Source organism: Gorillibacterium massiliense (assembly GCF_000455485.1).
Classification (GTDB): domain Bacteria; phylum Bacillota; class Bacilli; order Paenibacillales; family NBRC-103111; genus Gorillibacterium; species Gorillibacterium massiliense.
The window spans coordinates 36,633-59,201 of the sequence record NZ_CBQR020000164.1 but is presented as its reverse complement, the minus strand read 5'-3'; the positions used below and the strand labels follow the sequence as shown (position 1 = coordinate 59,201).

18 protein-coding genes and 1 riboswitch are annotated in these 22,569 nt (G+C 47.9%); of the genes, 4 read left to right on the top strand and 14 right to left on the bottom strand.

Annotated elements, in window-relative coordinates; all coding sequences use genetic code 11:
* Nucleotides 1-82: 82 nt before the first annotated feature.
* From TJ79_RS23395 to TJ79_RS23385, 3 genes are read right to left on the bottom strand one after another with little or no spacing between them, the layout of a single operon-like run.
* On the bottom strand, nucleotides 83-1,213 hold the full coding sequence (locus TJ79_RS23395) for a serine hydrolase domain-containing protein (RefSeq protein WP_162162984.1): 1,131 nt from the start codon (nucleotides 1,211-1,213) through the stop codon (nucleotides 83-85).
* A 39-nt stretch (nucleotides 1,214-1,252) separates the two neighbouring features.
* Nucleotides 1,253-4,123: an excinuclease ABC subunit UvrA gene (uvrA, locus tag TJ79_RS23390; RefSeq protein WP_040952764.1), complete on the bottom strand. Its 2,871-nt coding sequence runs from the start codon at nucleotides 4,121-4,123 to the stop codon at nucleotides 1,253-1,255.
* Nucleotides 4,124-4,143: 20 nt separating this feature from the next.
* On the bottom strand, nucleotides 4,144-5,058 hold the full coding sequence (locus TJ79_RS23385; protein WP_040952763.1) for a nucleotidyltransferase: 915 nt from the start codon (nucleotides 5,056-5,058) through the stop codon (nucleotides 4,144-4,146).
* A gap of 127 nt (nucleotides 5,059-5,185) precedes the next feature.
* Here TJ79_RS23385 and TJ79_RS23380 point away from each other — a divergent pair, with 127 nt between their 5' ends.
* The gene (locus tag TJ79_RS23380) at nucleotides 5,186-6,076 is read left to right on the top strand and encodes an AraC family transcriptional regulator (RefSeq protein WP_040952762.1); all 891 of its coding nucleotides are present in this window, start codon (nucleotides 5,186-5,188) and stop codon (nucleotides 6,074-6,076) included.
* A gap of 82 nt (nucleotides 6,077-6,158) precedes the next feature.
* Here TJ79_RS23380 and TJ79_RS23375 read toward each other — a convergent pair whose 3' ends face one another.
* The 8 genes from TJ79_RS23375 to TJ79_RS23340 form a co-directional block, all read right to left on the bottom strand.
* On the bottom strand, nucleotides 6,159-6,956 hold the full coding sequence (locus TJ79_RS23375) for a transglutaminase-like domain-containing protein (protein WP_052339914.1): 798 nt from the start codon (nucleotides 6,954-6,956) through the stop codon (nucleotides 6,159-6,161).
* Between the two features lie 13 nt (nucleotides 6,957-6,969).
* Nucleotides 6,970-7,056: riboswitch (cyclic di-GMP riboswitch) on the bottom strand.
* 49 nt (nucleotides 7,057-7,105) lie between these two features.
* Complete coding sequence (locus TJ79_RS23370; protein ID WP_040952761.1) at nucleotides 7,106-7,810, bottom strand: class D sortase; 705 nt, start codon at nucleotides 7,808-7,810, stop codon at nucleotides 7,106-7,108.
* Nucleotides 7,811-7,876: 66 nt separating this feature from the next.
* Nucleotides 7,877-10,780, bottom strand: a complete 2,904-nt coding sequence (locus TJ79_RS23365) for a SpaA isopeptide-forming pilin-related protein (RefSeq protein WP_040952760.1) — start codon at nucleotides 10,778-10,780, stop codon at nucleotides 7,877-7,879.
* 3 nt (nucleotides 10,781-10,783) lie between these two features.
* Nucleotides 10,784-12,649, bottom strand: coding sequence for a collagen binding domain-containing protein (locus TJ79_RS23360; protein WP_040952759.1), 1,866 nt, complete (start codon nucleotides 12,647-12,649; stop codon nucleotides 10,784-10,786).
* Nucleotides 12,650-12,734: 85 nt separating this feature from the next.
* Nucleotides 12,735-13,877: a response regulator gene (locus TJ79_RS23355; RefSeq protein WP_040952758.1), complete on the bottom strand. Its 1,143-nt coding sequence runs from the start codon at nucleotides 13,875-13,877 to the stop codon at nucleotides 12,735-12,737.
* 16 nt (nucleotides 13,878-13,893) lie between these two features.
* Entirely contained in the window at nucleotides 13,894-15,816 is a 1,923-nt protein-coding gene (locus TJ79_RS23350; RefSeq protein ID WP_040952757.1) for a sensor histidine kinase, read from the bottom strand.
* 95 nt (nucleotides 15,817-15,911) lie between these two features.
* Nucleotides 15,912-17,756: a sensor histidine kinase gene (locus TJ79_RS23345; RefSeq protein WP_238323121.1), complete on the bottom strand. Its 1,845-nt coding sequence runs from the start codon at nucleotides 17,754-17,756 to the stop codon at nucleotides 15,912-15,914.
* Nucleotides 17,757-18,037: 281 nt separating this feature from the next.
* The gene (locus TJ79_RS23340; RefSeq protein WP_040952755.1) at nucleotides 18,038-18,802 is read right to left on the bottom strand and encodes an SDR family oxidoreductase; all 765 of its coding nucleotides are present in this window, start codon (nucleotides 18,800-18,802) and stop codon (nucleotides 18,038-18,040) included.
* Between the two features lie 118 nt (nucleotides 18,803-18,920).
* On the opposite strand from TJ79_RS23340, the gene TJ79_RS23335 reads away from it, so the two are divergent.
* A complete protein-coding gene (locus TJ79_RS23335; protein WP_040952754.1) occupies nucleotides 18,921-19,268 on the top strand; it encodes a MerR family transcriptional regulator in 348 nt (115 codons plus the stop codon).
* Between the two features lie 11 nt (nucleotides 19,269-19,279).
* On the top strand, nucleotides 19,280-19,768 hold the full coding sequence (locus TJ79_RS23330; protein ID WP_052339913.1) for a GNAT family N-acetyltransferase: 489 nt from the start codon (nucleotides 19,280-19,282) through the stop codon (nucleotides 19,766-19,768).
* 56 nt (nucleotides 19,769-19,824) lie between these two features.
* On the opposite strand, the gene TJ79_RS23325 is transcribed toward TJ79_RS23330, so the two are convergent.
* Nucleotides 19,825-20,754, bottom strand: coding sequence for a bifunctional helix-turn-helix transcriptional regulator/GNAT family N-acetyltransferase (locus TJ79_RS23325; protein ID WP_040952753.1), 930 nt, complete (start codon nucleotides 20,752-20,754; stop codon nucleotides 19,825-19,827).
* A gap of 271 nt (nucleotides 20,755-21,025) precedes the next feature.
* Here TJ79_RS23325 and TJ79_RS26345 point away from each other — a divergent pair, with 271 nt between their 5' ends.
* The gene (locus TJ79_RS26345) at nucleotides 21,026-21,370 is read left to right on the top strand and encodes a hypothetical protein (protein WP_052339912.1); all 345 of its coding nucleotides are present in this window, start codon (nucleotides 21,026-21,028) and stop codon (nucleotides 21,368-21,370) included.
* A gap of 59 nt (nucleotides 21,371-21,429) precedes the next feature.
* Here the strand turns inward: TJ79_RS26345 and TJ79_RS23315 are convergent, their stop codons facing one another.
* Together TJ79_RS23315 and TJ79_RS23310 are read right to left on the bottom strand one after the other, a co-directional pair.
* Complete coding sequence (locus tag TJ79_RS23315) at nucleotides 21,430-21,786, bottom strand: GIY-YIG nuclease family protein (RefSeq protein ID WP_040952752.1); 357 nt, start codon at nucleotides 21,784-21,786, stop codon at nucleotides 21,430-21,432.
* A gap of 262 nt (nucleotides 21,787-22,048) precedes the next feature.
* Nucleotides 22,049-22,417 carry a RidA family protein gene (locus TJ79_RS23310; protein ID WP_040952751.1) on the bottom strand — a complete coding sequence of 123 codons (369 nt, stop codon included), beginning with the start codon at nucleotides 22,415-22,417 and terminating at the stop codon, nucleotides 22,049-22,051.
* Nucleotides 22,418-22,569 lie beyond the last annotated feature (152 nt).

Here is a 22,569-nt window from a genome sequence, read left to right as displayed (position 1 = left end):
CTATACTTAGCCCGATTCCGCTACGGTAAACGTCGCGCGTCCAGTATGGACGGCGAAGCCGTTTATCCTTGGGGCTCCCCACTCATTTCACAGCGGGCAGTACGTAATCCGCTATAATGGCTTGGGTATCCGCTTTATCTCGGGAGGTCGATCGCTGGTTTGCCGTCACCACAACGACTAGATCCAACTCCGGAACGACAACGATTTTTTGCCCGCCGGCTCCGTCCGCCCGAAAAGTGGAATAACCGGGACTGCCATCCTTTGCTCCCATCGTTTCCAACCAAAATAAATAGCCGTAATCGACACCCGATGCCACCGTTATCTGCTTCTTCGTGGACTCTTCCACCCATGCCTCGGGAATGATCTGCTCCCCGTTCCATTTTCCTTTATGCAGATATAGGTAACCGAATTTCGCCATATCCTCCGGCTTCAAATACAAGCCGCTGCCGCCACCGTATATGCCCTTTCCGTCATGCTCCCAATTGCTTACCTTCATCCCGATCCGCTTGAACAAAACCTCTTGGGCATAGGAGAATGTATCCCTCTTCGCCGCAGCGGAAATGACGCCCGACAGAAAATGGGTCAAGCCGGTGTTGTAATCGAATTGTTCCCCGGGATTATGGACCATCGGCTTGCTTAACGCGTATTTCAGCCAGTCTCCGCTCGTAAAGTAAGCATTATAATCGCTGTCAATAGACTCCAACCCACCGCTCATCGTCAAAACGTCGCGAAGGGTAATGTCTCCCTTACGGTTATCGTCCATACCGGCAAACATATCTGGAAGCAGTCCTGAAAGCTTCTGATCTGTATTGTCCAGAAGCCCCTCGTTCATGGCGATGCCAGTCAAAGCCGACATCACGCTTTTTGTCACTGAAAATACGGGAGCGGCGCTGCTATTGTTCATGCCATGATAGTAGTTTTCGTAAACAAGATAACCGTGGCGGACTACCAGCAAGCTGTATACGTTAAGATAATTCTCTTTGATCCGCTTATCCGCTTTGGCTAATTGCTCTCCGTCCACCCCTTGCCGCTCCGGCGCAGAGCGGCTCCATTTATCCGTCGGCCAGGCTGCTGCCGCGTCCGTTCCGCTTTCATTCGGCGTTAGCGACGCCTCCGCAGGTTCTGTCTGTGCCGCGTTTCCCGCTCCACCCGAGCAGCCTGCTGCGGATAAAACAACGAAAACAAGCCAAATGGCACAAAACCGTTTATTCACGGACCACACCTTCCTTCCCTTTCTCCTGATCGCTCCGAATCACCGCAATACCTCCCGCAGATACCTCCCGGTATGCGATGCTTCTGTTCGAGCAATTTGCTCTGGCGTTCCCTCCGCTACCACGTACCCGCCGAGATTGCCGCCTTCGGGACCGATATCGATGATGTAATCGGCGGACTTCATCACATCCAAATGATGCTCGATGACGATGACGGAATGCCCTTTCTCCACCAGCTTGTTCAAGGAAAGCAACAGCTTTTGGATATCGGACAAATGCAGGCCCGTCGTCGGCTCATCCAGGATGTACAGGTTGTGAGCGCCTCTTTTGATTTTCGATAGCTCGTAGGCCAGCTTGACCCGCTGCGCTTCACCGCCGGACAGAGTAGTCGAGCTTTGTCCAAGCCCCATATAACTGAGTCCCAGTTCATCCATAATCGCGAGCTTATGGCGTAAATAGCTGTTATCCTTGAAAAACTCCAACGCTTCCTCCACGGTCATGTCCAGCACATCGGCGATACTTTTGCCCTGAACTTTGATTTCCAACCCTTCTTCGGAAAAACGCATTCCTTTGCATACGGGACATACCGTTTCGACATCAGCCATAAACTGGAGGCTTGTGACGATGATCCCGTCCCCGGCACAGTGCTCGCAACGGGTGCCTCCCGCATGGGTAAGACTGAAATCGATGGCCTGGTACCCCCGCTTTACGGCTTCCGGCTGATTGGCGAAAAGGTCACGAATTCTGTCATAGATGCCGATGTAGGTGGCCGGATTGGATTTGCTGTTGCGCCCGATAGGGGTTTGATCGATGTTGATGACGTTGTTCAGCAAGTCCGCGCCGAAGAGAAAATCGTGCTCTCCCGCCACAATCCGGGCTCCGCTCTTGATGACCTTCAATTGTTTGTACAATATTTCGTTGATCAGAGAGCTCTTCCCCGAACCGGAAACCCCGGTAACACAAATAAACAAGCCTAGCGGGATATCCAGATCGACATTTTTCAAATTGTTCTCCCGCGCCCCTTGGATGGAAAGAAACGTATCCCCCATATTCCTCCGCTTTTTCGGAACGGGGATGAAAGCTGTCCCGGCCAGGTATTGCCCCGTAATCGAAGCGGATTCCTTCATAATGTCCTGTATCGTGCCGCTGGCTACGACCTGTCCGCCGTGAATACCCGGCCCCGGACCGATTTCGATGATATGGTCGGCGCTCTGAATTGTTTCGATATCGTGTTCAACGACGATAATCGTGTTGCCGATATCCCGCAGCTTCTTCATCGTTTCGATCACCCGCCCAGAGTCCCGGGGATGCAACCCGATGCTGGGTTCATCCATGACGTAGAGCATGCCCATCAGCTCGCTAGAGATCTGAGTGGACATTTTGATCCGCTGCATCTCGCCGCCGGAGATGCTGTCGCTTCGCCTGGACAAGTTGATGTAATGCAGTCCGATTTCGATGAGCAGTGAAACTCGGTTAAGGATCTCCCGAATGATTGAGCCCGCTACTTCGCGAATGTCTTCCCCAAAGGTCAAGGACTCCAAAAAATGGAGCAGCTCCGGCAACTGCATCCTGCAAAGCTCATCGATGTTCTTGCCGCCGACGGTAACTTGCAGTCTTTGCCGCTTCAGCCTTGCGCCATGGCACTCCGGACATACCTTCTCTATCATGCATTCTTTGATGAAGGTCGGTTCGAAAGCCTCTGAGGTGGATGACCTGCGGATATAATGCTTGTACCAACTCTCCATTTCATGAACAAAGCCCCAAAAAGGCCGCTCCCGACCGACGCTCCAGTTGCGCTTTGTCGCATTTTCCGGTTGAAGCATGGGAACGACTTCGCCTTTCGTGCCGAAGAACAGCAGATCATGAACTTCCTTAGGCAAGTCGCAAAAAGGGACATCCAAGCTGAAATCGTATTTTTTCGAAAGGCTATACATAAATACAGATCGGTAACTGTCTTTGCCTGCCGGGTTAAACAGCGTGTTCTTCAAGGCGCCTTTGTTGATACTTTTTTCCGGCGCAACCACCAGGAAACGAGGCTCCACCACGTAGCTCATCCCCACGCCTATGCACGTATGGCAGGCGCTGGCAGGCGTGTTAAAAGAGAAATGAAAGGGCTGCATATCGCACAGAAAATAATGGTGCTCCGGACACCCGAAATTCCGGTAAAAGTCCGTATTGTTCTCGCCGATGATCTCGACCTTGATCAGAATGTCCTCTTCCAGCGCCAGCATCGCCGCCTCAATCGATTTGGTCAACTGGATATACGTATCTTGCTTCAGCGTAAAACGGTCGATGATCAGCTCGATATGGTACTCCGCCGTTTCGTCCAGTTCCTGCTTTTCCGCAAGCGAAAAAGGAACGCCATCCACCAACAGGTTCTTGTATCCTTTTTCCCTCAGTTGCTGAAACGTAAAGCTGTAATCTTCGTTATACGCCCGAAAGACGGGAGCGCGCAGCTCGATCACCGTGCCTTGGGGCAGTGCCGATACTTGCTCGGCGATCTGGGCGGCGGACAATTGCTTCAAAGGATGGTTGCACATGGGACAGCATCCGATTCCCGATGTGGCGTAAAGGAGACGCAAATAGTCGTTGATGTCCGTTACGGTGCCGACGGTGGAACGGGGGTTATTGTTGCTTTTCTTCTGCTCGATAGCGATAACGGGAGAGAGACCGCGGACCGAGTCCACCTTCGCCTTTTTAAGCTGACTGATTCGGTTTTTCGCAAAATTGGATATGGAATCGAGAAACCTCCTCTGTCCTTCGCCGTAGATGACGTCGAAAGCCAACGATGATTTCCCGGAGCCGGATACTCCCGTGATGACCGTCATTTTGTCCCGGGGAATTTCCACGGACACATTTTTCAAATTGTTTTGCTTGGCTCCCGTTATTTCAATGGTCGTTCTGATGGACATGTACAAGCCCCTTCCACTTTTTAAGGAATATAGAGAAACCCGATTTCTTCCACTGCCAGCTTGCCTTTTGGGGTGATCCGTATCATTTGTGCGGCTTTTTCTATGATCCCTTTATCCGCCAAATAATCAAGAATGACGATTAGCTGCGCCGGTTCCGTTTGAAAATGCTTAGCCATAAGCGTCACGGTCTTCAACTCCTGATCGGACAGGTACGCGATGACTGGCTTGGAATATACAGGAATATGGCGTTCCAAGTAGCTCTCGATCCCTTTTATCCCTGCCGCTATCTCCGCTTCACTCATGTGATGGCTCATGGCATTTTGATAGAAAGGCGTGATGGCATCGGGATTCAACGCCAGCGCTTTCTGAATGGATTCCCGCGAATTCGGTTCGCCCCTCAAGATCAATTCCATGAAGGCGATGGATTCGGCTGCCCGCAACAAATAATACTGGGCATAAAGCGGGTCCTTCCGCACCGTAAGCCACTTGTACGCTTTTTCGTACAACGAAAGCAAATGACTGGCGACCTGTAAGGCCGACAGGGCTATATCGTCGCTGCCGACACTTTTCATATCTTCAAAAAATTCTCGCAGGCTCTCATCTATCGTGTACACCATTCTCCCCTTTGCGAAATAAGACTGGGAAAATGATCCACCTATACTTCTCTCCATCACCCGCTTGAAATGACTTCTCGTCAAAAGAAAGGCGTTGATTAATAGACCGTCTTCGTCGATGCAGTAGTGATCATTCTTCAGTTGCTGATCCCGAACGACGATCGTCATATCGATGTCGCTCTTTTCCCAGATCACGTCATAGGCAAGGCTGCCGCCAACGATAACGGCGATGATATTGGGATCGCTTTTGATTTTGCCGATGAAGCTTTCCGTGGCCGCCATAAAGCGCTCCTTCAACTCGGCTTGCTGCATATCATCCATAAACCGCAAATCTCTCCTGTCCATCTGATTTTATAGAAGCGTATGTTCTCATTTCCATGTTTGTGGTAAGATTATACAACAACCTTTGCCTGCCAACTGGACAAAAATTGCTCATTTAGGAGCCGTTATGGACCGTCATCTATTGGACACGATCAATCAAACCACGGACTTCATCGAGAATCATTTGCTGGAGGATTTGAATCTGGATCATGTCTCCGAACATGTGAATATCTCCAAATTCCATCTGCTCCGCATCTGGAAAGGAGCTACTTCCACCGGAATCATGGAATACGTCCGCAGAAGGCGGATCGCTCTTTCTTTAGGGGATTTAATGAACGACGGCAGTACCATCGACTTCATCGCCTCTAAATACTCCTTTGGCTGCGATCGAACCTTCAGCCGGGTCTTCACTGACGAATTCAACATCAGTCCGGCAAAATGGCGGAGAAACCCCACTCCTTTGCAAATATTGGACCGGTACAATGCGGATTTTCTCCATCGCGCCGGCGATGGACTTGTCTTTTTTCGCTCCATCACCGTCATGCCTGTCTTTTCCATCGCCGGCTTCCCTTATGAAGTAGACGTGGAAGACAATCACCTGAACCAAACCTCAAACCGTTTGGGTGTTGATTTCTTCTACAACGGCCGCCCCCGGTTGATCAATCCGGTTAACAGGGATGTTTACATCGGCTTGACCGTCGTACCGGAACCTTTTCTAGGCAGCACGCTCTATCAACCTTCCTTGCAGATCGACAAGACGAGCATCATTCCTCCCGACATGACGGTTCGCACTGTCAAGCCTCACAAATACGGCGTGTTTACCTACATGGGACCGCACCGGCCGGAAGAGATCTCTTCCAAGACGCTGGCGGCCATCTGGAAGCACGTCTTCGAAGAGTGGATGCCGACCATTCAATTCAACCTCAAAGAGCAGTTCCACTTTGAATTCATCAACTATGCCAGATGCAACAAAGTCTATTGCGAATGCGATTTGTATTATCCGATCTGCGAGGTTTGAAGTCGCAGCCTATCGAGCAGTAATCCATATCAATTAATGAAAAGAGCGCCCGGTTGCCCGGGCGCTCTTCTAAACGGTCAGATCAATAGACCTTTTCGATTTTAAATTGGCTGTCTTCCTTGATCATGGAGACGGCTGCTTTATTTTGCCGCAAGGTCGCATCATAAGTCGTATCGATGGTGACCCACTTCCCTTTATCCTTTAAATAGACTTGGTTCCATGCATGGTAAACACTGATATCCTTTTTGTAGCCCATCATCAGCTTGGTAGGGATATTCAGGCTCCGCAGCATGGCTGCAAACAAAGTGGAATAGTCGTAGCAAATCCCCTTTCCATCCGCAAGGACATTATCGATAACGGGGATATAATTGTTGCTTAGCGTCTTTATCTTCTTGTCATCGTACACAATCGTCTTAGTAATATAATCGTACAGCAAGCTGACTTTTTCCTGCTCGGTCTTGGCGTTTTTCGTCAGCTCTTTCGCTTTCTTCACCGCAGCCATCTTATCGTCGAAGTTAATCATTTTGTTGGATTGCAGAAATACGTCGTTTGGATTCGCCAGCTTTACCGTTACGGGCTCTTTCACCACAACTTTGTATTTCGTCTCGCTCGCCTGCTGCAGAACCGATACTGAATAATCCCCGTTGCCCAATTGAAGGGGAAAACGGTCGCCGGATTTAAAATCGTAAGTGTAAGCCGTATTCTGCTTTTGAATGACGACCTTTAAGGCAGCGTCGCTTTGGGTATCGTATTGAATCCGGATCACGCCGCCGTTCACACCGCTTTTATCAAATACCGGGCCATCCCCGGCAAAGACTGTCGAAGCGATGATGAACAAGAAAGCAAAAATAAGGAAACCTAATGTGCTTTTCTTGTACACGAAAAACTCCCCTTTCGGTAACTGGCTGCCATCTTATCCAAGTAAGGAAGGCCCTATAGCTTTGCGTCACCGGTTTTCGCCGGCTTTGCCTTTATCGCTGGAAAGCATCCATTGATAAACTTATCCAATTCTATTACGCTCTTAGATTATCAAAAATTTGATTTTTCGACAAGCTCTCCCTTGATAATCAGTCTAAAAGTAGGATTTATCATCGGATCGCAGGTAATCAGCGTGATCGTTTTCTTCTTGCTTTGATCTAGCACCCAAGTTTCGTCCGGCTTGACCCGGAAGACATCGGTCACTATGTACTGATAATGCTCATCTCCGGTTTGGACCTCGATAAGGTCATGAACCTCGATTTCGCCCAATCGGTTGAAATTTCGGCCGTAGGTATAGTTGCGATGGCCAGCAATGGCATAATTGCCGACTTGTCCCGGCTTGCCAGTATGCTCAACGCTGGCGACTGATAGATTCATGTTTTTCTTCGTCGCACCGGTCAAAATCGGCAGCTTCAATTGGATTTTATCGATCTTTAATATTCCTTCTGCATGCCTGGCCGCATAATCGTCCTGCCTTTTTTTCTCTAGAGCACGCTTCCGCTCCTCTTCGTTCCCCGTTTGCCATTCGCTGGCAGACAGCGGGACTTCCCCATCTCTTCTTGATGGCTCCAATGTCGACTCAACCTCTGGCGAGTTGCCGATACCGATGTCCGATAAAGTCTCCTCGGTGTCTATTGCCTCCAGACTTTTTAGCAATTGCTTCTGCTTGTAAGTTTGAATCCACTCCTGGCCGGAGGGATAAAGAAACACACACAGCCCCGCCAAAATCAAGACTACAGAAATGAACCGTCTCATGCTGCTCCCCTTTGAATTAGTAAAGTAAAGAAACAAGGCAGAATATGATTCTGCCTTGTTCTTGGATTAAGCGCGTTTTCTTCTGGTCACTACGAGTCCTAGCAGAACCAGGAGCGCTCCGCTGACGTAGTATCCCCATCTGCTGGGTTCACCCGTCTTCGGCAGCACGCCACCGGTTCCGGCAGGAATTCCATTCACATCAATGTCTACATACTGTTCTTTTTCTTCTCCATTCGAACCAGTCACTTTAATGGTAAACTGATCCTTCCCTTTGAAGCCTTTATTCGGAGTATACTTCCAATTCCCATTTCCATCAACGGTCACTTTGCCGTTTTCAGGCTTCTTACCAACAGTCGGAGTCTTCCCGCCTGGAACGTCCACTTTCCCGCCAACCGGCTTCTCTTCCGTCGTCTTTTCTTTTATCGGCGTCGATGACGGTTTAGGAGATTGGCCAGGAGTCGACGTTGGTTTTACCGAAGGCGTCGGTTTTACCGAAGGCGTCGGTTTTACCGAAGGTGTCGACGTTACCGAAGGTGTTGGCGTCGGTCCGTTTGTCGGCGTCGATGTAGGTGCAATTGTCGGAGCGGTTGTAGGCTCCGGTGTTGGTGTCGGCGTCGGAACCCAACCGCCGCCGGTAATTCGCGTATTTTTCACGACAACGGTGAATGATTGATGTTCGTTGGTGATATCAACATTCACAGGCGTCCAGTTGAAATGATAGCCGACAGGCGACTTCGTCTCCGTGATCGTATACGTTCCGAAGGGCAACCCATCCATTACCGCTTTACCGTTTGCGTCTGTCGTGATGATACCGAGAGAGGTTCCATTAGCCTTCTTGATTTCAAATTCGGCCCCTTCCAGCTTGGTGCTTGTGTTGGCCGAATCCACCTTGTCGATAATCAATTCTCTCAATTTGTCATTCTTGATGGAAACCGGTACTTGTACAGGCTTCGTGGAATCAAGCGTTACAGTGGTCACCGGATCGGTTGGCAGTTGATACCCGTTTGGAGCCTTGATTTCGGTTACTGTATAGCTGCCGAAAGGCAATCCGTTCTTTGTTGCCTTTCCATCCACATCCGTCGTTACAATCCCGTAGGAAGTTCCGTCAGCAGCTTTGATTTCAAACTCAGCGCCTTCAAGCTTGACGGTTGAATCATCTGCATCCGTCTTTTCGATGGCCAAGGTACGCAGCTTCTCGTTATCAATGGTTTTCGTTACCGTTGCCGGCGATGTCGAATCAATGGTCACGATCGTTACCGGATTGGCCGGAATTTGATAACCGTTTGGAGCCTTGATTTCGGTCACGGTGTAGTTCCCGAAGGGCAGACCATCCTTTGTGGCTTTTCCGTCAGTACCGGTTGTAATGCTGCCATAGGAAGTTCCGTCAGCAGCTTTGATTTCAAACTCGGCGTCTTTAAGCTTGACGGTTGAATCATTTGCATCCGTCTTTTCGATGACCAAGCTCCGCAGCTTCTCGTTCTTGATTTGAACCGTTACATTCTTATTCGTTGCGTCCAGTGTGACCCCCGTTGTAACCGGATTGTCCGGAAGCTGATAGCCGGGAGGCGGGGTGATTTCCTTCAATGAATAAGTGCCATAAGTCATACGGTCGATGACGATGGTACCGTCAGCGGCTGTGCTCATTTCGCGAATAACGTTTCCTTTAGAATCAAGAATCTGGAAGAGCGCGCCGGCCAGCTTAACCGCCGGGTTTGCCGCATCCACCTTTTCAACAGTGAACTTGCCCCGTGTGCCGGTGCCTGTTCCCGATCCGCCGGTGATGTCGATGACGACGGTTTCCTCGGAGGTTTGATTCTGGATGGTAACGCCATCACCGGTCAGCACGACACTGTTGGACAGTGGCGTTCCATTCTTGGTTGTTGTGATTTCCGTTTGATAGTCGATGATGTACTCGGCGTATATAGGTGTTTTGAATTTCAGAGTATACGACTGTCTTCCTGTCGCCAGATCGACAATAGCAAAGGACAGATCGTAGTCAGCCGGATCGACCAACGTTTTACCCGGGTTTTTATAGACTTTAAAGCTGTTTTGTACATATTCATGGCCTGCACCCAAAGTGTCTACCAAGGTGGCGTTTAGAATCGTCGACAAGCTCTTGTTCAAATCGACGGACCAATCGATAATCAGACCGTTCTGCTTACCGGTTTTATCGACAAATACTGCCGAGTCCGAATACGGAACGCTGGCTGTATAGGTGTCCGTTCCGGAGGTAGCTGTATTGGTATATGCCGTTTGCGACTGGTTTACCAGCTGCGTCGTATAGACGATTTGATACGGTGTGGTGACAGGCGTAGTAAAGGTAACAATAAAATGTCCTTTGTCACTGTCAACGGTAAAACCGGTGGTCAACTCTGCCGATTTATCCGGAACGATGTTCCCATTGCTTTGAACCGTGTAAGGATAGATCTTCAGAGAACCGGGAATCAGCTCTTGATTGCCTTCCATCGTATCGCTGACAACCAGATTGCCGAGATCTTCCGACAAGTAATTGACGTTGAGCGTCCAATCGATTTGCCGGTTAGTTCTGTGCAGAACCCCGGATTTGCTTCCGCTATTAGCAGCCTGCGAGGTAATGGGCTGATTGGCTTCCTTCGGTACAGACCGAGCGCCTAATGTATCCTCGTTCCACGAAAAGACTGCCTTATTTTTATAGTCAACAGAGGTTGTCGGCGCAGTATGCCAATTTCGATCGAAGTTGGTTTCATACGTTATGGTATAAGTGGCGTTTTCTACATCGTTAAGGAAGGTAACAGTAAACCCGTCTTTCCAATCCGTCGAACCAGCCAAATGACCCATATTATAATCAGTGCCTGCTGTCAAAGTGCTGCTGCCCTTCTTGACTTCCAACGAAGAAGGGATAAACTCCAGCCCCTCGTTAGGGAAGGTGTCATTGATGACAACTTGCTTCATCGGTTCCTTTATCGGATCGATGGTCAATTTCCAGCCCATGGTCTAGGCACTGTAGTCGATGCCAGTTGTTGTCTTGTCAACGCTGTTGGCGATTCCCGGATTAACGTTCCAATTTTTCGTAACTCCGCCGGTGCCAATCCCGGCGCCGGTGCCTTTCAGGTTAACGGAGTTGTCGAAACCTGCTCCGTTGTTCTTGTTTACGTCCGTGATGGTAGTGGTGTATTCGATGCGGAAAGCGCTGGTGATGTTTCCAAAGTCCACATCAATAGAGGAAGCCGTCTTGTTAACGGTGTAAGAACTCGTCACTTCCGCACCCTTCGTTGGATTTCCGTTATTGTCGAACGTGAGCGGGTAAATTTTTACAGAGCTCGTATCCAACTTGTGTCCAGCCGCGATTGTGTCGACCAGGTGAGCTCCGACAATACTTTTCTGCCCCGTATTCACATCAACCGTCCAATTGATATGTTTATCGGTATAGTCAATAGAAGCCGCACCACTCTTAGTCAGCGGAGTTCCGATTTTAAAGCTGACGGTATCCGCAGCGTTACCTACCTTTGTCGCCCCATCGGACATCTCAGCACTATTTTTAAATGAGCTTTTAGTAGAAGCGACATCGATCGGCGTGGTGTAAACAATCTTGTACGCCTTGCTGGTCGTTCCCAAGCCTACGGTCAGCACATGGTTGGTAAAATCAAGACTATTAAGACTATTCGGCGGTACAAGTGTTTCCGTGTTTACACTTCCATCGTTATTCAATGTCAATTCATAAACGGAAACATCGGCAGTATTTAAGGTTAAGTCGGTAGGGAGCGTATCCGTGATTACTGCATCGGTCAAACTGCTCTCCGCTTTGTTGGCATAAACAGTCCAAGTAATCTTGGTCGGATTGAACGCCCGATCCACTGCACCTTTTTTCTCCAGCGAGCTTCCTCTTGTTACCCCAGCGGTAGCAGTTGAAGAAGCACCGTTAAAGTCCGCCTTGTTGGTGAAGGAGGTCTTGCTTGGATCGGTGATGGCCGTGTCATAAACCAAGCGAACGGCGCTGTCCAGATTGCCGAGGTCCACCGTAAACTGGTTAGTAGCCGCATTGACGACTGGCACCGGCTGCGGAGTGATTTCAGTTCCCAGTGACACGTTGCCGTCAAGATCTACATCCAGTTTATAAAGATGGAATGAACTTGGATCGGGATTCAACTTTGCATCAAACGTATCGGTAACCGTTCCATTGGAAACCGTCGCCAACGTTTTGTTGATGTCCACCGTCCACTTGATCTTGTCAGCGTTCATCGTCTTGTTCGGCTGGCCAGGAAACTTCTCAACCGCTTTACTTACATTGTTCGGGGCGAATTTGATCGTAAAGGTCTTGGTCGCCGCACCGCTGATAGGAAAAATAAATGAAACCGGATTGGTCCTTTGAATCGTTGCCAGCTCGAAACGAGTATCGATCTGTACCGTTCCATGAACCTGCAGCGCCGTCTTGGCGAACTCGTTGAAGGTCAGTCGCAGCATTCGAGTATTTTTCGTAAGAGTCCATATCCCAACGGAATCGCCGTCATTAACCAGATCGCCGTGGGCATCGTTGCCGATTCTGAATCCGTCTGGAACTGCTACTTCAATATAGTCCCCATCGTTAATTCCGACGGAATCGTCAATCGACCAATTATAAAACAACGAGACATCCGAGGTTTGCCCTATAGGCTCCCCAATGGGCGTGTTGTCTTTAACTTCCTTCCCGTTAATCAGCAACTTGTCAATGGTGACCGATGCTTCAGTAGCGCTCAGTGGTCTGACGCCATCAGCATGAACCCAAGGAAGGATTCCGGGAAAAATCCCATTAATGCTCGTAACAATCAGCAGCATGATGAGAACCATACTGATCGTTCTCCGCCGCTTATTTTTGAGACGCATAATACTTGTACCCTCTTTCCATTGTAGAATCTCTTATAAACTAACAATTATTGTAACATGATATTCTCACAAACTTCTCACACAATTAGTGAAAGAAGGCACTGCTCGTATCCGAGTTGACAAAATCTTCATAAAGCATGCGGATTTCTTCACTCGGCGGCAAATCCAGTTCATCTTTTAGTAACCTTGTCAGCGTTTCATAGTGCTGTATGAACCGGATACGGTCCCCCGTTGTCCGATAAATGAGAAGCAGTAGCTGATGAAACTCCTCTTCCAGCGGATAAAGGGAAAGCACCCTATGGACTTTATCCTCAGCTTGCTTGGATTGGTTCCTTTCCATATAATAACGAACCAGCTTTTTGGCAAGATGCAAATATCCTCCGGCCATTTCCTGTCGCCAACTTATACTCCAAAAATAGTCCTTATCGCCAAATACACTCCCCTTATATAAAGCGAAGATTCTCTCAAACTCTTGAATGTTGTTCTCAGACACCTCTTCGTTCTGAGCCACAAAATCCGCAAAATCATACACATCACAATCGATCTCATTTGTGACCATATAATAGTTATCATTGTGGTTCTCGATCGAGAGGTTGATCTGAGCTTTTTGGAGCGCCTGCCTCAGCCTATATATACCGTTATACAGATTATTCTGAGCCTTAACGGGGTCCAAATCGGACCAGAGCAGCTCCTGAAGCTTTCTTTTGTCAACGCTCTGCCCACGTCGATACAAAAAATAAGCAAACAGCTCCTCCGTTTTGCGAGTAGCCCATTTCAGCGGGGCGCCCATCTTGTCCTGGATGAGGAATTCGTCGAAGATGACCACTTTGCATCGGTTTTCAATTACTTGCAATCCTGATAGCTTTGATTTTATCTTCAAGAGCTTCTTCGCTACAATTTCCATGTGTTTCATTCCCACTGGCTTCAGCAAGTAGTGACTGGCGTCCACCTGAAAAGCTTGAATGGCATACTGGTCATATGCGGTTGTAAAGACAATCTGTATTTCTTCGTCGTATGCCTTTATTCTTCTTGCCGTCTCCAAACCATCCATACCGGGCATTTCAATGTCTAGGAAAACAACATCAGGATGAAGATTTCCAAGTTCCTCGCAAGCGCGTATCGGGCTTGTAAATTCTCCGACAATCTGGAAATCCCCCTGTTTCAGCATCATCCGCTTCATGAGCTCCAGAGCCGGAGCTTCATCATCGATTAACATCACTTTCAGCATCGCACTAACCTCGCAGTCAAGAATTCAAAATCTGGATCTCTTCTTCAAGCGGAAGTATCATCACAACCTCGGTTCCGTGTCCGTTTCTACTAGAAAAGGTCAAAGAGGCATCGCGAAGGGATAATATCCGTCTCCTAACATTTTGGATGCCGATACCAGTTCCTCTTGAGCTTTTCCGAGAGTCGGATAGCAGCGTCATTTTCTCCTCCGGGATGCCGATACCATCGTCGCTTATGGTAATTTTCAGCATGTTCTGCTCCTTATTAACGGAAATAACAACGCAGCCTCCCTCTTCTTTGCCCCTTAATCCATGACGGATCGCGTTTTCGACTAAAGGCTGAATGCTCAGCGGCGGTATCAGGATCTGGTTCAGTTCCGGATCGACTATGTATTCGACGCGCACCCGTTCCCCGAAGCGGGCTTGTTCGATAGCGGCATAGGCTTGTACAAGCTCAAGTTCCCGCTGTACGGTAACATAACGGTCTGCCTCACTCGTATCAAAGGTAAGCCGCAAAAATCGGCTGAAGTCCGTCAACAGCTCGGCTGCTTTATCGCTATCCGTGTAACTAAGAGAAATGGCGGTATTGATCGTGTTGTATAAAAAATGCGGTTTGATCTGGACTTGAAGGAAGTCCATTTCCTTCCTAATCAATCGCTCATTCAGCTGTTTCTTCTGATTGTACGAGTTGACCAATGTCATGGCGAGGCTTAACACCATCGTGCCGATAAACGCCGTGAAGCTGATTTTATCAACCAAATCCGTGCGGAGGATGGACAGGTTGTGCAAATAATCGCCGATCCAAAACATCAAGAGCGAGATCAGCGAAGCATTTAAGAGTACCAACTCGTTACGTTGTAAGATGACCTTCTTTTTCCGCCAAAACAGAAAGGAAAAAATACCGACCATACTGTACATGAAAGTTAAATAGATAAGCCAATGGAGCGGTTGTGCCAAGAAAACGAATGTGGAAAATGGAAAAATTAGAGAACATATGACGAGAAGCGGGACTGGAACGAGAAAGAGCTTGACCATCCAACCAGGCATAAGCTGCTCTTCCAAGGATCGGATAAATAATGCGAGAAAGGGAATAGCGGCAAACATAGAGAGGCTTTGCAATATCACGGCTAAATGAAAGGGAATGTCTGGGTATGCCCGAATCAAAATCTTTTCATCCCAAAGTAAAAGGTTCATAGAAAAAATCAGGAAGAATAGTCCGAGATACAGATAGCCGCGGATCGTACGCCTCATGAAAAAGATAGCTAGATGGTAAGCGCCGAACACAGACAGCAAAAAGAAGGTGGCCAGATTCATGCTGTACCGATCGGACTGAACCCGGGTGATATCGTTTTGCAGGCCGAAGTAGATCGGTTTGAGAATTCCCCCGTCCAGGGTATCGTAATTTGCCACTTGAACGACAATTTCCACAACGCTACCTTTGATGGAAAAATAGGTGGTATACGGCAGATTGCCCGGTTTATAGCTTACGGCGTGAGACGACGGGGTTCCACTTTCTCCGCGCAATTTTCCATCGACAAAAAGCCGGTTGGACGTTTGAATATTGGTCGTCTTGATGCCATAGGTTTCCGAATCCGGTGCAATATGCAGGATGAGACGATAAGTCGCATACCCTTGCGCGTCTGTATGGGTCAAGGCCATGCGCCCTTTCCATGTGGATGGCACATTTTTGAAGTCAGGATTCATGAGATTTCCTTTATGAAAATCCTCGGGGGTAAGCATCTGGTCCGGATAAAACTCCCACTCCCCGTTCAGCAAGAGATTTCCTTTCTGGTGGAAATCCCAACTGCTGGCGTCCATCACACCTTGTTCGGCGCGCAAATTCCCCATTTTCGGAAACGTCTTATAGTGGGGAACGATAAAAATCAAACCATAGATAATCAGAATACCCAAGATGATGACGATTCTCTTGCGCGCTTCCACGTAGTCGATCTCCTAACTCGAATAGTTCAATCAAGTACATTGATTGTTGCACAAATCTCAATTCAATTATAACAACCGAATGAGTCCCGTCATCCTTACCACCAGTTATCGCCTGTTTTAGCAGGGACCCCTTCCCTTTTTGCGATCAGGGGAAGCGTAATGACAACCTCCGTACCTTGTTCACTGCCACTTTTAATTGTAAGTGCCGCATCTTGTAAGGTCGATATCCGTCTTTGCACATTTTGAATGCCGATTCCCGGGCCTGTCCATTTGGAACCGGTCAATTGGGATAAACGTTCAGGAGAAATACCGACTCCATCGTCCCGAACGATAATTTGTAACCGATCTTGAACTTTGCAGAGGCCGACAAAAATTCGCCCGCCTTCTTCTCTACCCCCAAGCCCATGGCGAATGGCGTTCTCCACTAAAGGTTGGATGCACAACGGGGGGATGCAATACGAATACAACGCCGGATCGACATCATATCCGATGAATATGCCCTCGCCGAAACGGGCTTGCTCGATGGCGGCATAGGCTTTTACCAGTTCCAGTTCCCGTTCTACGGTTACATAGCTTTCCTCTTCATTGGTATCGAAGGTGAGCCGCAAATATCGGCTGAAGTCGGTGAGCAGCTCCGCAGCTTTTTGATTGTCGGTACGACATAGGGATGTAACGGTATCAATGGTGTTATGCAAAAAATGCGGTTTAATCTGCACCTGCAAATAATTCATTTCCCGTTTTATCAGCTGTTCGCTAAGCTTTTCATTCTGCTCGTATGTATTGGAGAAGTTGGCGGAGAGGGTCAGGCCCAATAAAGCAATAAGTGCCGTAAAACTGATCGAATCTAATAAATCCGTACGCAATATCGAAAAATTGTGCAAATAGACGCCGATTAGAAACAGAAGCAAGGAGCAAAGTGAACCATACAATAACAGCAGCTCGTTCTTCCGTATCTTCAGCAGCAGTTTATGCCTGTATAATCGGGTGACGCGAAATAGCACGCATATAATGAAAGTCACGTAGGTGAGCCAAAAAAGCGGCACGGCCACTTTGACATAGATGCCATATGAAAAAACCAACGCACAGATTACCAGCACCATGGCAGGACGGGTGGCAATCCAAAACAACCAGCGTGGCATAAGCTGATGGTCCAGACTGCGGATGAACATGGCGAGGAAAGGAACCGTCAGCATGAGAGAAAGGCTTTGCAGCACACCGGTTATTCCGAATGGAATGGACGGGTAAAACTGCATCACAAGCTTTTCGTCCCAGAGCATGAGCACAAAGGAGAAGAACAGGAAGAACAGGCCGACGTGCAAATAACCGCGAGGGGCCTTCTTGATGCAATAAATGAAGAGATGATAGATCGCAAACACAAACAGCGTCAAAAAATGAACCATGTTCATCCCGTACCGGACCGCTTGCAGTTGAGTGATATCGTTCTGCAGCCCGAAATAGAGCGGACTAATAATACCAAGGGAAAAATTGTCATAATTAGCAACCTGTATGATGATCTCCAAATCCCCCTGGTCTACCGAAAAATAGGTGGTATACGGAAGATTGGTCGGTTGGTAAGTCGCCTTGCTAGTGGACGGCTTTCCCCGTTCTCCCAGAAGATCGCCATTGATATATAACCGGTTGGACGTTTGAATGTTTGTGATTTTCATGCCATACATATCCGGATCTGGCTGAATATGCAGGATGAGGCGATAGGTCGCATATCCGTGCCCTGCCGGCTCGTCCGCATCCATGCGGCTGACCCACGCAGCAGGAACATGGATGTAAGCAGGCTTAGGCGCATGGCCATTCCGAAAATCCTCGGGGCTCAGCAATTGCCCGCAGTAAAATTCCCACTCCCCATTCAGCAAAATATTTCCCTTCCGGTGGAAATCCCACCCTCTTGCCTCCATCACCCCCCGTTTAGCTTCAAGCCCTCCCATATTGGGAAATGTCTTGTTATGGGGAATGATAAACGAAATCAGATACATGAGAATGATACCTAATATGATTGACAGAGATGCGACCCTATTCCTTGCTATCACTGTAACGAATCACCAAATTTCACCATTGTTATCCTATCTTCTATCGGATTCGGCAGATAAATATATGATAGATAGACGATGCCTGTTCTGGAAAAGTTGTGATATCCAAGCGAAAAAAGACGCTTCCGAACATCCGGGAGCGCCTATTGTTTCTTCTCTAGAGGAAATCTACTTTTTATTTATAAAAACATTCCGCCGGAAGCTTCAATTCGCTGAGCATTCACCCATCCCATCTCCTGCGTACACAAGGCTGCAACGATACCGCCGATATCATCGGGTTCGCCGACCCTGCCCAAAGCCGTTACCGAACCGATGAATCCGTTAAGCTGGGGATTGTCCCGAACCGTACCACCGCCGAAATCGGTGGCGATCGCTCCCGGCGCAACGACGTTGACTCGTATGCCTCTTGCGCCTAGTTCCTTCGCCAAATATTTCGTCAGCACTTCAACGGCCCCCTTCATCGCGGCGTAGGCTCCGCTTCCTTCCAAGGCAAAACGGGTCAAACCTGTAGAAAGGTTAACGATGCCTCCGTTATCGGTCAGGAGCGGCAGCAGCTTTTGTGTCAGGAAAAAAACGCCCTTAAAATGTACATTCATCAGGCTGTCGAACATCTCTTCCGTCGTTTCCGCAATAGGAGCTTTAACGCCAAATCCTGCGTTGTTGACCAGAAAATCAAACTGTTCCCGGCCCCATTTATCCTTCAGCAATTCGGACAAAGCCGCGGCAAACCCATCGAAAGAAACAACCAAACCGGCATCAAGCTGTAAAGCCGCCGACTTTCTGCCCGCCTTTTCGATCTCGCGAACAACCGCATCCGCCTGCTCCTTTTGGGTATGGTAAGTAACGATTACGTCTATCCCTTTTTTCGCCAAAGCCAGTGCGGAATTGCGTCCCAGTCCGCGGCTGCCGCCGGTTACCAATGCGATTTTTGCACTTGTTTCCATCGCTTCATCCATCTCCTCTATAAGGTCTCACTCCACTTGATCAACGTGTAACGATGATCTATAGTGAGCGTATCACTTCGAGTTCACTCTAAGTCAAGGAAAGGAACCTGGACAGAATATGGAATACACCATTCAAGATGTCGCCATAAAATTCAATTTATCCCCGCACACCTTACGCTATTACGATAAAGAGGGACTTCTTCCCTTTATCACAAGAAATCATGCAGGCAACCGGGTATTCTCCGACGTGGACCTGAACTGGCTTGGCTTGATCATCTGCCTGAAGGATACGGGAATGCCCATCAAGGAAATCAAACAATACTCCGACTGGTGCAAGTTGGGCAGCGGTACTATCGACTCCCGCAAAGACATGCTGATCCGACATCGAGAAACGGTTACAGCTCAAATCGAAGAGTTGAAAGCAAATCTTAAATTGATCGATAAAAAAATCGAATCTTACCTTTAGGAGAGATACCCTTGGAAATCCAGATTACCGAAGCAAAGACGGAGGAAGCAGCCATCATCCATCGCATTATGCGGGAAGCTTTTCAGGAATATGCCGAACGTTTAGTGCCACCTTCCGGTGCTTTGCGTGAAACCGTGGATGACATCATCCGCAAAATGAACTCTGGCGGCGCGATCATCGCCCGGATTGGAGACGCAGCCGTAGGAGCAGCGCAGTATTCCTGGAACGATGGCTATCTGTATATCGGGCGGGTATCTGTTATGCCGGATTACCGCGGCCTGGGGATCGGCAAGTACATGATGGAGCATATCGAAAAGCTTGCCGCAGCAAACCACGTTTTTGAGACACGTTTGGGGGTTAGATTGTCCATACCGCAAAATGTCGCTTTTTATAAAAGCCTGAAATATGAAGTGCTTGAGAAGCACGATTACCCCGACAAGACTGATAGTTGGTATATCATGAATAAACGGCTGTCAGATGAAGTACATCGCCTGGCATAGGATTGAGCCTAGACAGAAAAGCATAAGACAGCTTCTCGCTGTTGCCCAGCTGATCGTTACAGCGGCTTTCTCCATGTCTCGCCGATAAGCTCCGGACCGAAGCTATTGTGCTTTTCCTCAGCGATCCGTTCAAATCCCAGCTTGCGGTAGATGCTTCGTGCTTCCGTCAATACATGATTAGTCCATAATATCATTTCCCGGTATCCCGTTCTTTTAGCAAAAGACAATGCTTCTTCGACTAACTTCGTGCCTAGTCCCATTCCTCTTGCTTTTGGATCAACCAACAGCAGGCGGATCCTCGCCGCTTCCTCGTTATCTTGAACAACCATGATCGAACCGATGATTTCGCCGCCCATCTCGGCAATCCAACACCGCTCTTTATTCGGATTGAAGTTTTGCAGGAACTGGGCGGCGATTTGGGATACCGAAGCCTCAAAACGTTCATCCCAGCCATACTCCCGGGAGTAAAATCGACCGTGCATGTGAATGATCATTCCGATATCGCCCGGCTCAAGAGAGCGTAGAATAAAAGGCTGCGCGTACTTATAGTCCTTCGCCAATAGCTCTTCTATCGTTTGCATCGCTTTCAAAAGCCGCGCTTGTTCCGTTTCACCCAGATCTGCCAGCATTCCTTCCACTTCTTCGTTCGACCGGCGGTTTAGAGGCGCATACGCTTTCTCCCCTTGTTCGGTAAGCTGAAGAATCATCCTTCGCCCATCTTTCTCCGAACGGTCCTTCCCGATCAGCCCTAATTGCTCAAGCTTCGATAAAATGCGGCTTAAGTAGCCAGGATCAAGCCCCAGCTCTTTGGTAAGCTCGGCCGCTGTTAAATCCTTACGATGAGCCAGCTCATACATGACGCGAACTTCCGTAAGCGAAAAAGAACTGTGGACCAGTCCTTCCTGAAGAGCGCCTATTTCCCGGGTGATAAAGCGGTTAAACTGTCGCACCCTTTGAACCCGTTGATCCAACGACGATGCTTCCATAATCCCCCTCCTTATCATCCAAGTTTACTCAATTGATTGCTTTTGTCAATTATTTTGTTGCTTTTATCAATGAACTAAAGAACTTCTTCCGGAATAGCAAAAATTGATCATTTCGTTTTGTGATTTTTAATGCAGTGGTTCGGCGTCATGCATTGTACGATACTTGTCGTAATATAACCATTTTAAACATAGTGGGAGGGACATAGTACATTTTCAAATGACTACCGAATCATCAACAAGCGATCGCCCGAGCTTTCACGGAAGACATGAAATGTGGGTAGATGAAGAGGCAAAAGTCTTTCGCATCAACCTTTTCGGTTTCTATAGCATCGAGGATGCTGAGCAGTTTTTCATCGACTATCAGAGGCACACCGCATCGTTAAACAAGGCAGAATACAACATCGTCATTGACTGCATCCATCTATCGACCTTCCAACCGGACGTCCTGCCATACTTGGAAGAAGCCTATAGAGCATATGCTGATTTCAAGGGGGTACATTTCATCAATCCGTTGACACCAGTCGGACAAATACAATTGAAGCGGATTGCCCGCGAAGTCAATCTTCTGGAACAATTTCATTTTGTGAAAAGCTTTGATGATCTGCAATTGATATAAGCCGCGCAAATGAAAAACACGCCTACCCGGCTGTCCGGTGGCGTGTTTTTCTGTTTCCCCTATCTCAGCGGCCGATTGTACCCTTTCTCTCCATAGGGCTGCAGCTTTTCATGCCATACCTTTTCCATGACCGTCATTTCCCAGCGCACATCGCTGAGCTCTCCGGCATCCTTTTGCTCCAACACCTCATATTCAAAAACGCCTGCACCGAATTCCTTCCATTCCTTTTGCAGCTCCAAATTCGCGAACCTGCCCATATCCAACTGAGCGGTGATGGTCATCCATTTATTTTTCAAATTAGGATAGGCGCCAATGTATATTTTTCCGTTGACGGTATTTTTGATTTGGATGACACCCATGAAAATCTTGATTTGACTATACGCTTCTTGCAGTTCTTTGCGCCGGCTTTTATCCATGATCCTACTTACCCCCTTAACTCTGAATTTCAGTTTTACTAAATTACTAATCTACTAATATCATGGTCGCAGTGAAAAGTCAACCTTGCTCGCAAAAACAGCACAAGAGCTGCATGGATAAAAAAAAGCCGCCCTTCACAAAAGTAACGGGTTTCTTTCGGACGCAAAAACAAAATTGACAAAGTAATTGGCACTAAGTTTGGGCGTTATTGATCAAAAAAGACAGCGATAATCGCTGTCTTTTTTGACTTGCTGTATGATATTATTTCCCCTTATATGCTACCGCATCAATTTGAACTTTAAGCCCATTAGGACCGCCTTTGTGTGCAAATTCCGTGGAAATAGTCTTTCTCGCAGGATAATTTCCTTTAAATCGTTGCTTGAAAACCTTCTCCATTACAGGGATATCCCAAACATCTCTGAGCAATACATCTACTTTAACTACTGAGTCCAAAGTTAGATTTACTTTTTCTAATCTCTCGCTCATGTTATGGAGAGCGCCTTCTACTTGTTCATCAATTGTGCCTCCAACATTTCCAACGCAGAAACTTAAAAAAATAAAATCTCCTGCTTCAACAAAACCAGAATAAGCATTATCTTCGTTTACTTCATACCTAATTATCTCGCTCATTGGCACTTCATCACCTCAAACGATTGAATTGGATATTATTAACACCACTCATCATGATAGAACAAATGTTCGTGATTATCAAGTTCCAGATTTGTTATTTCACATTACCATCACTAGAAAGCCATTCGAAGGAAACCAATGAAAACTTTATA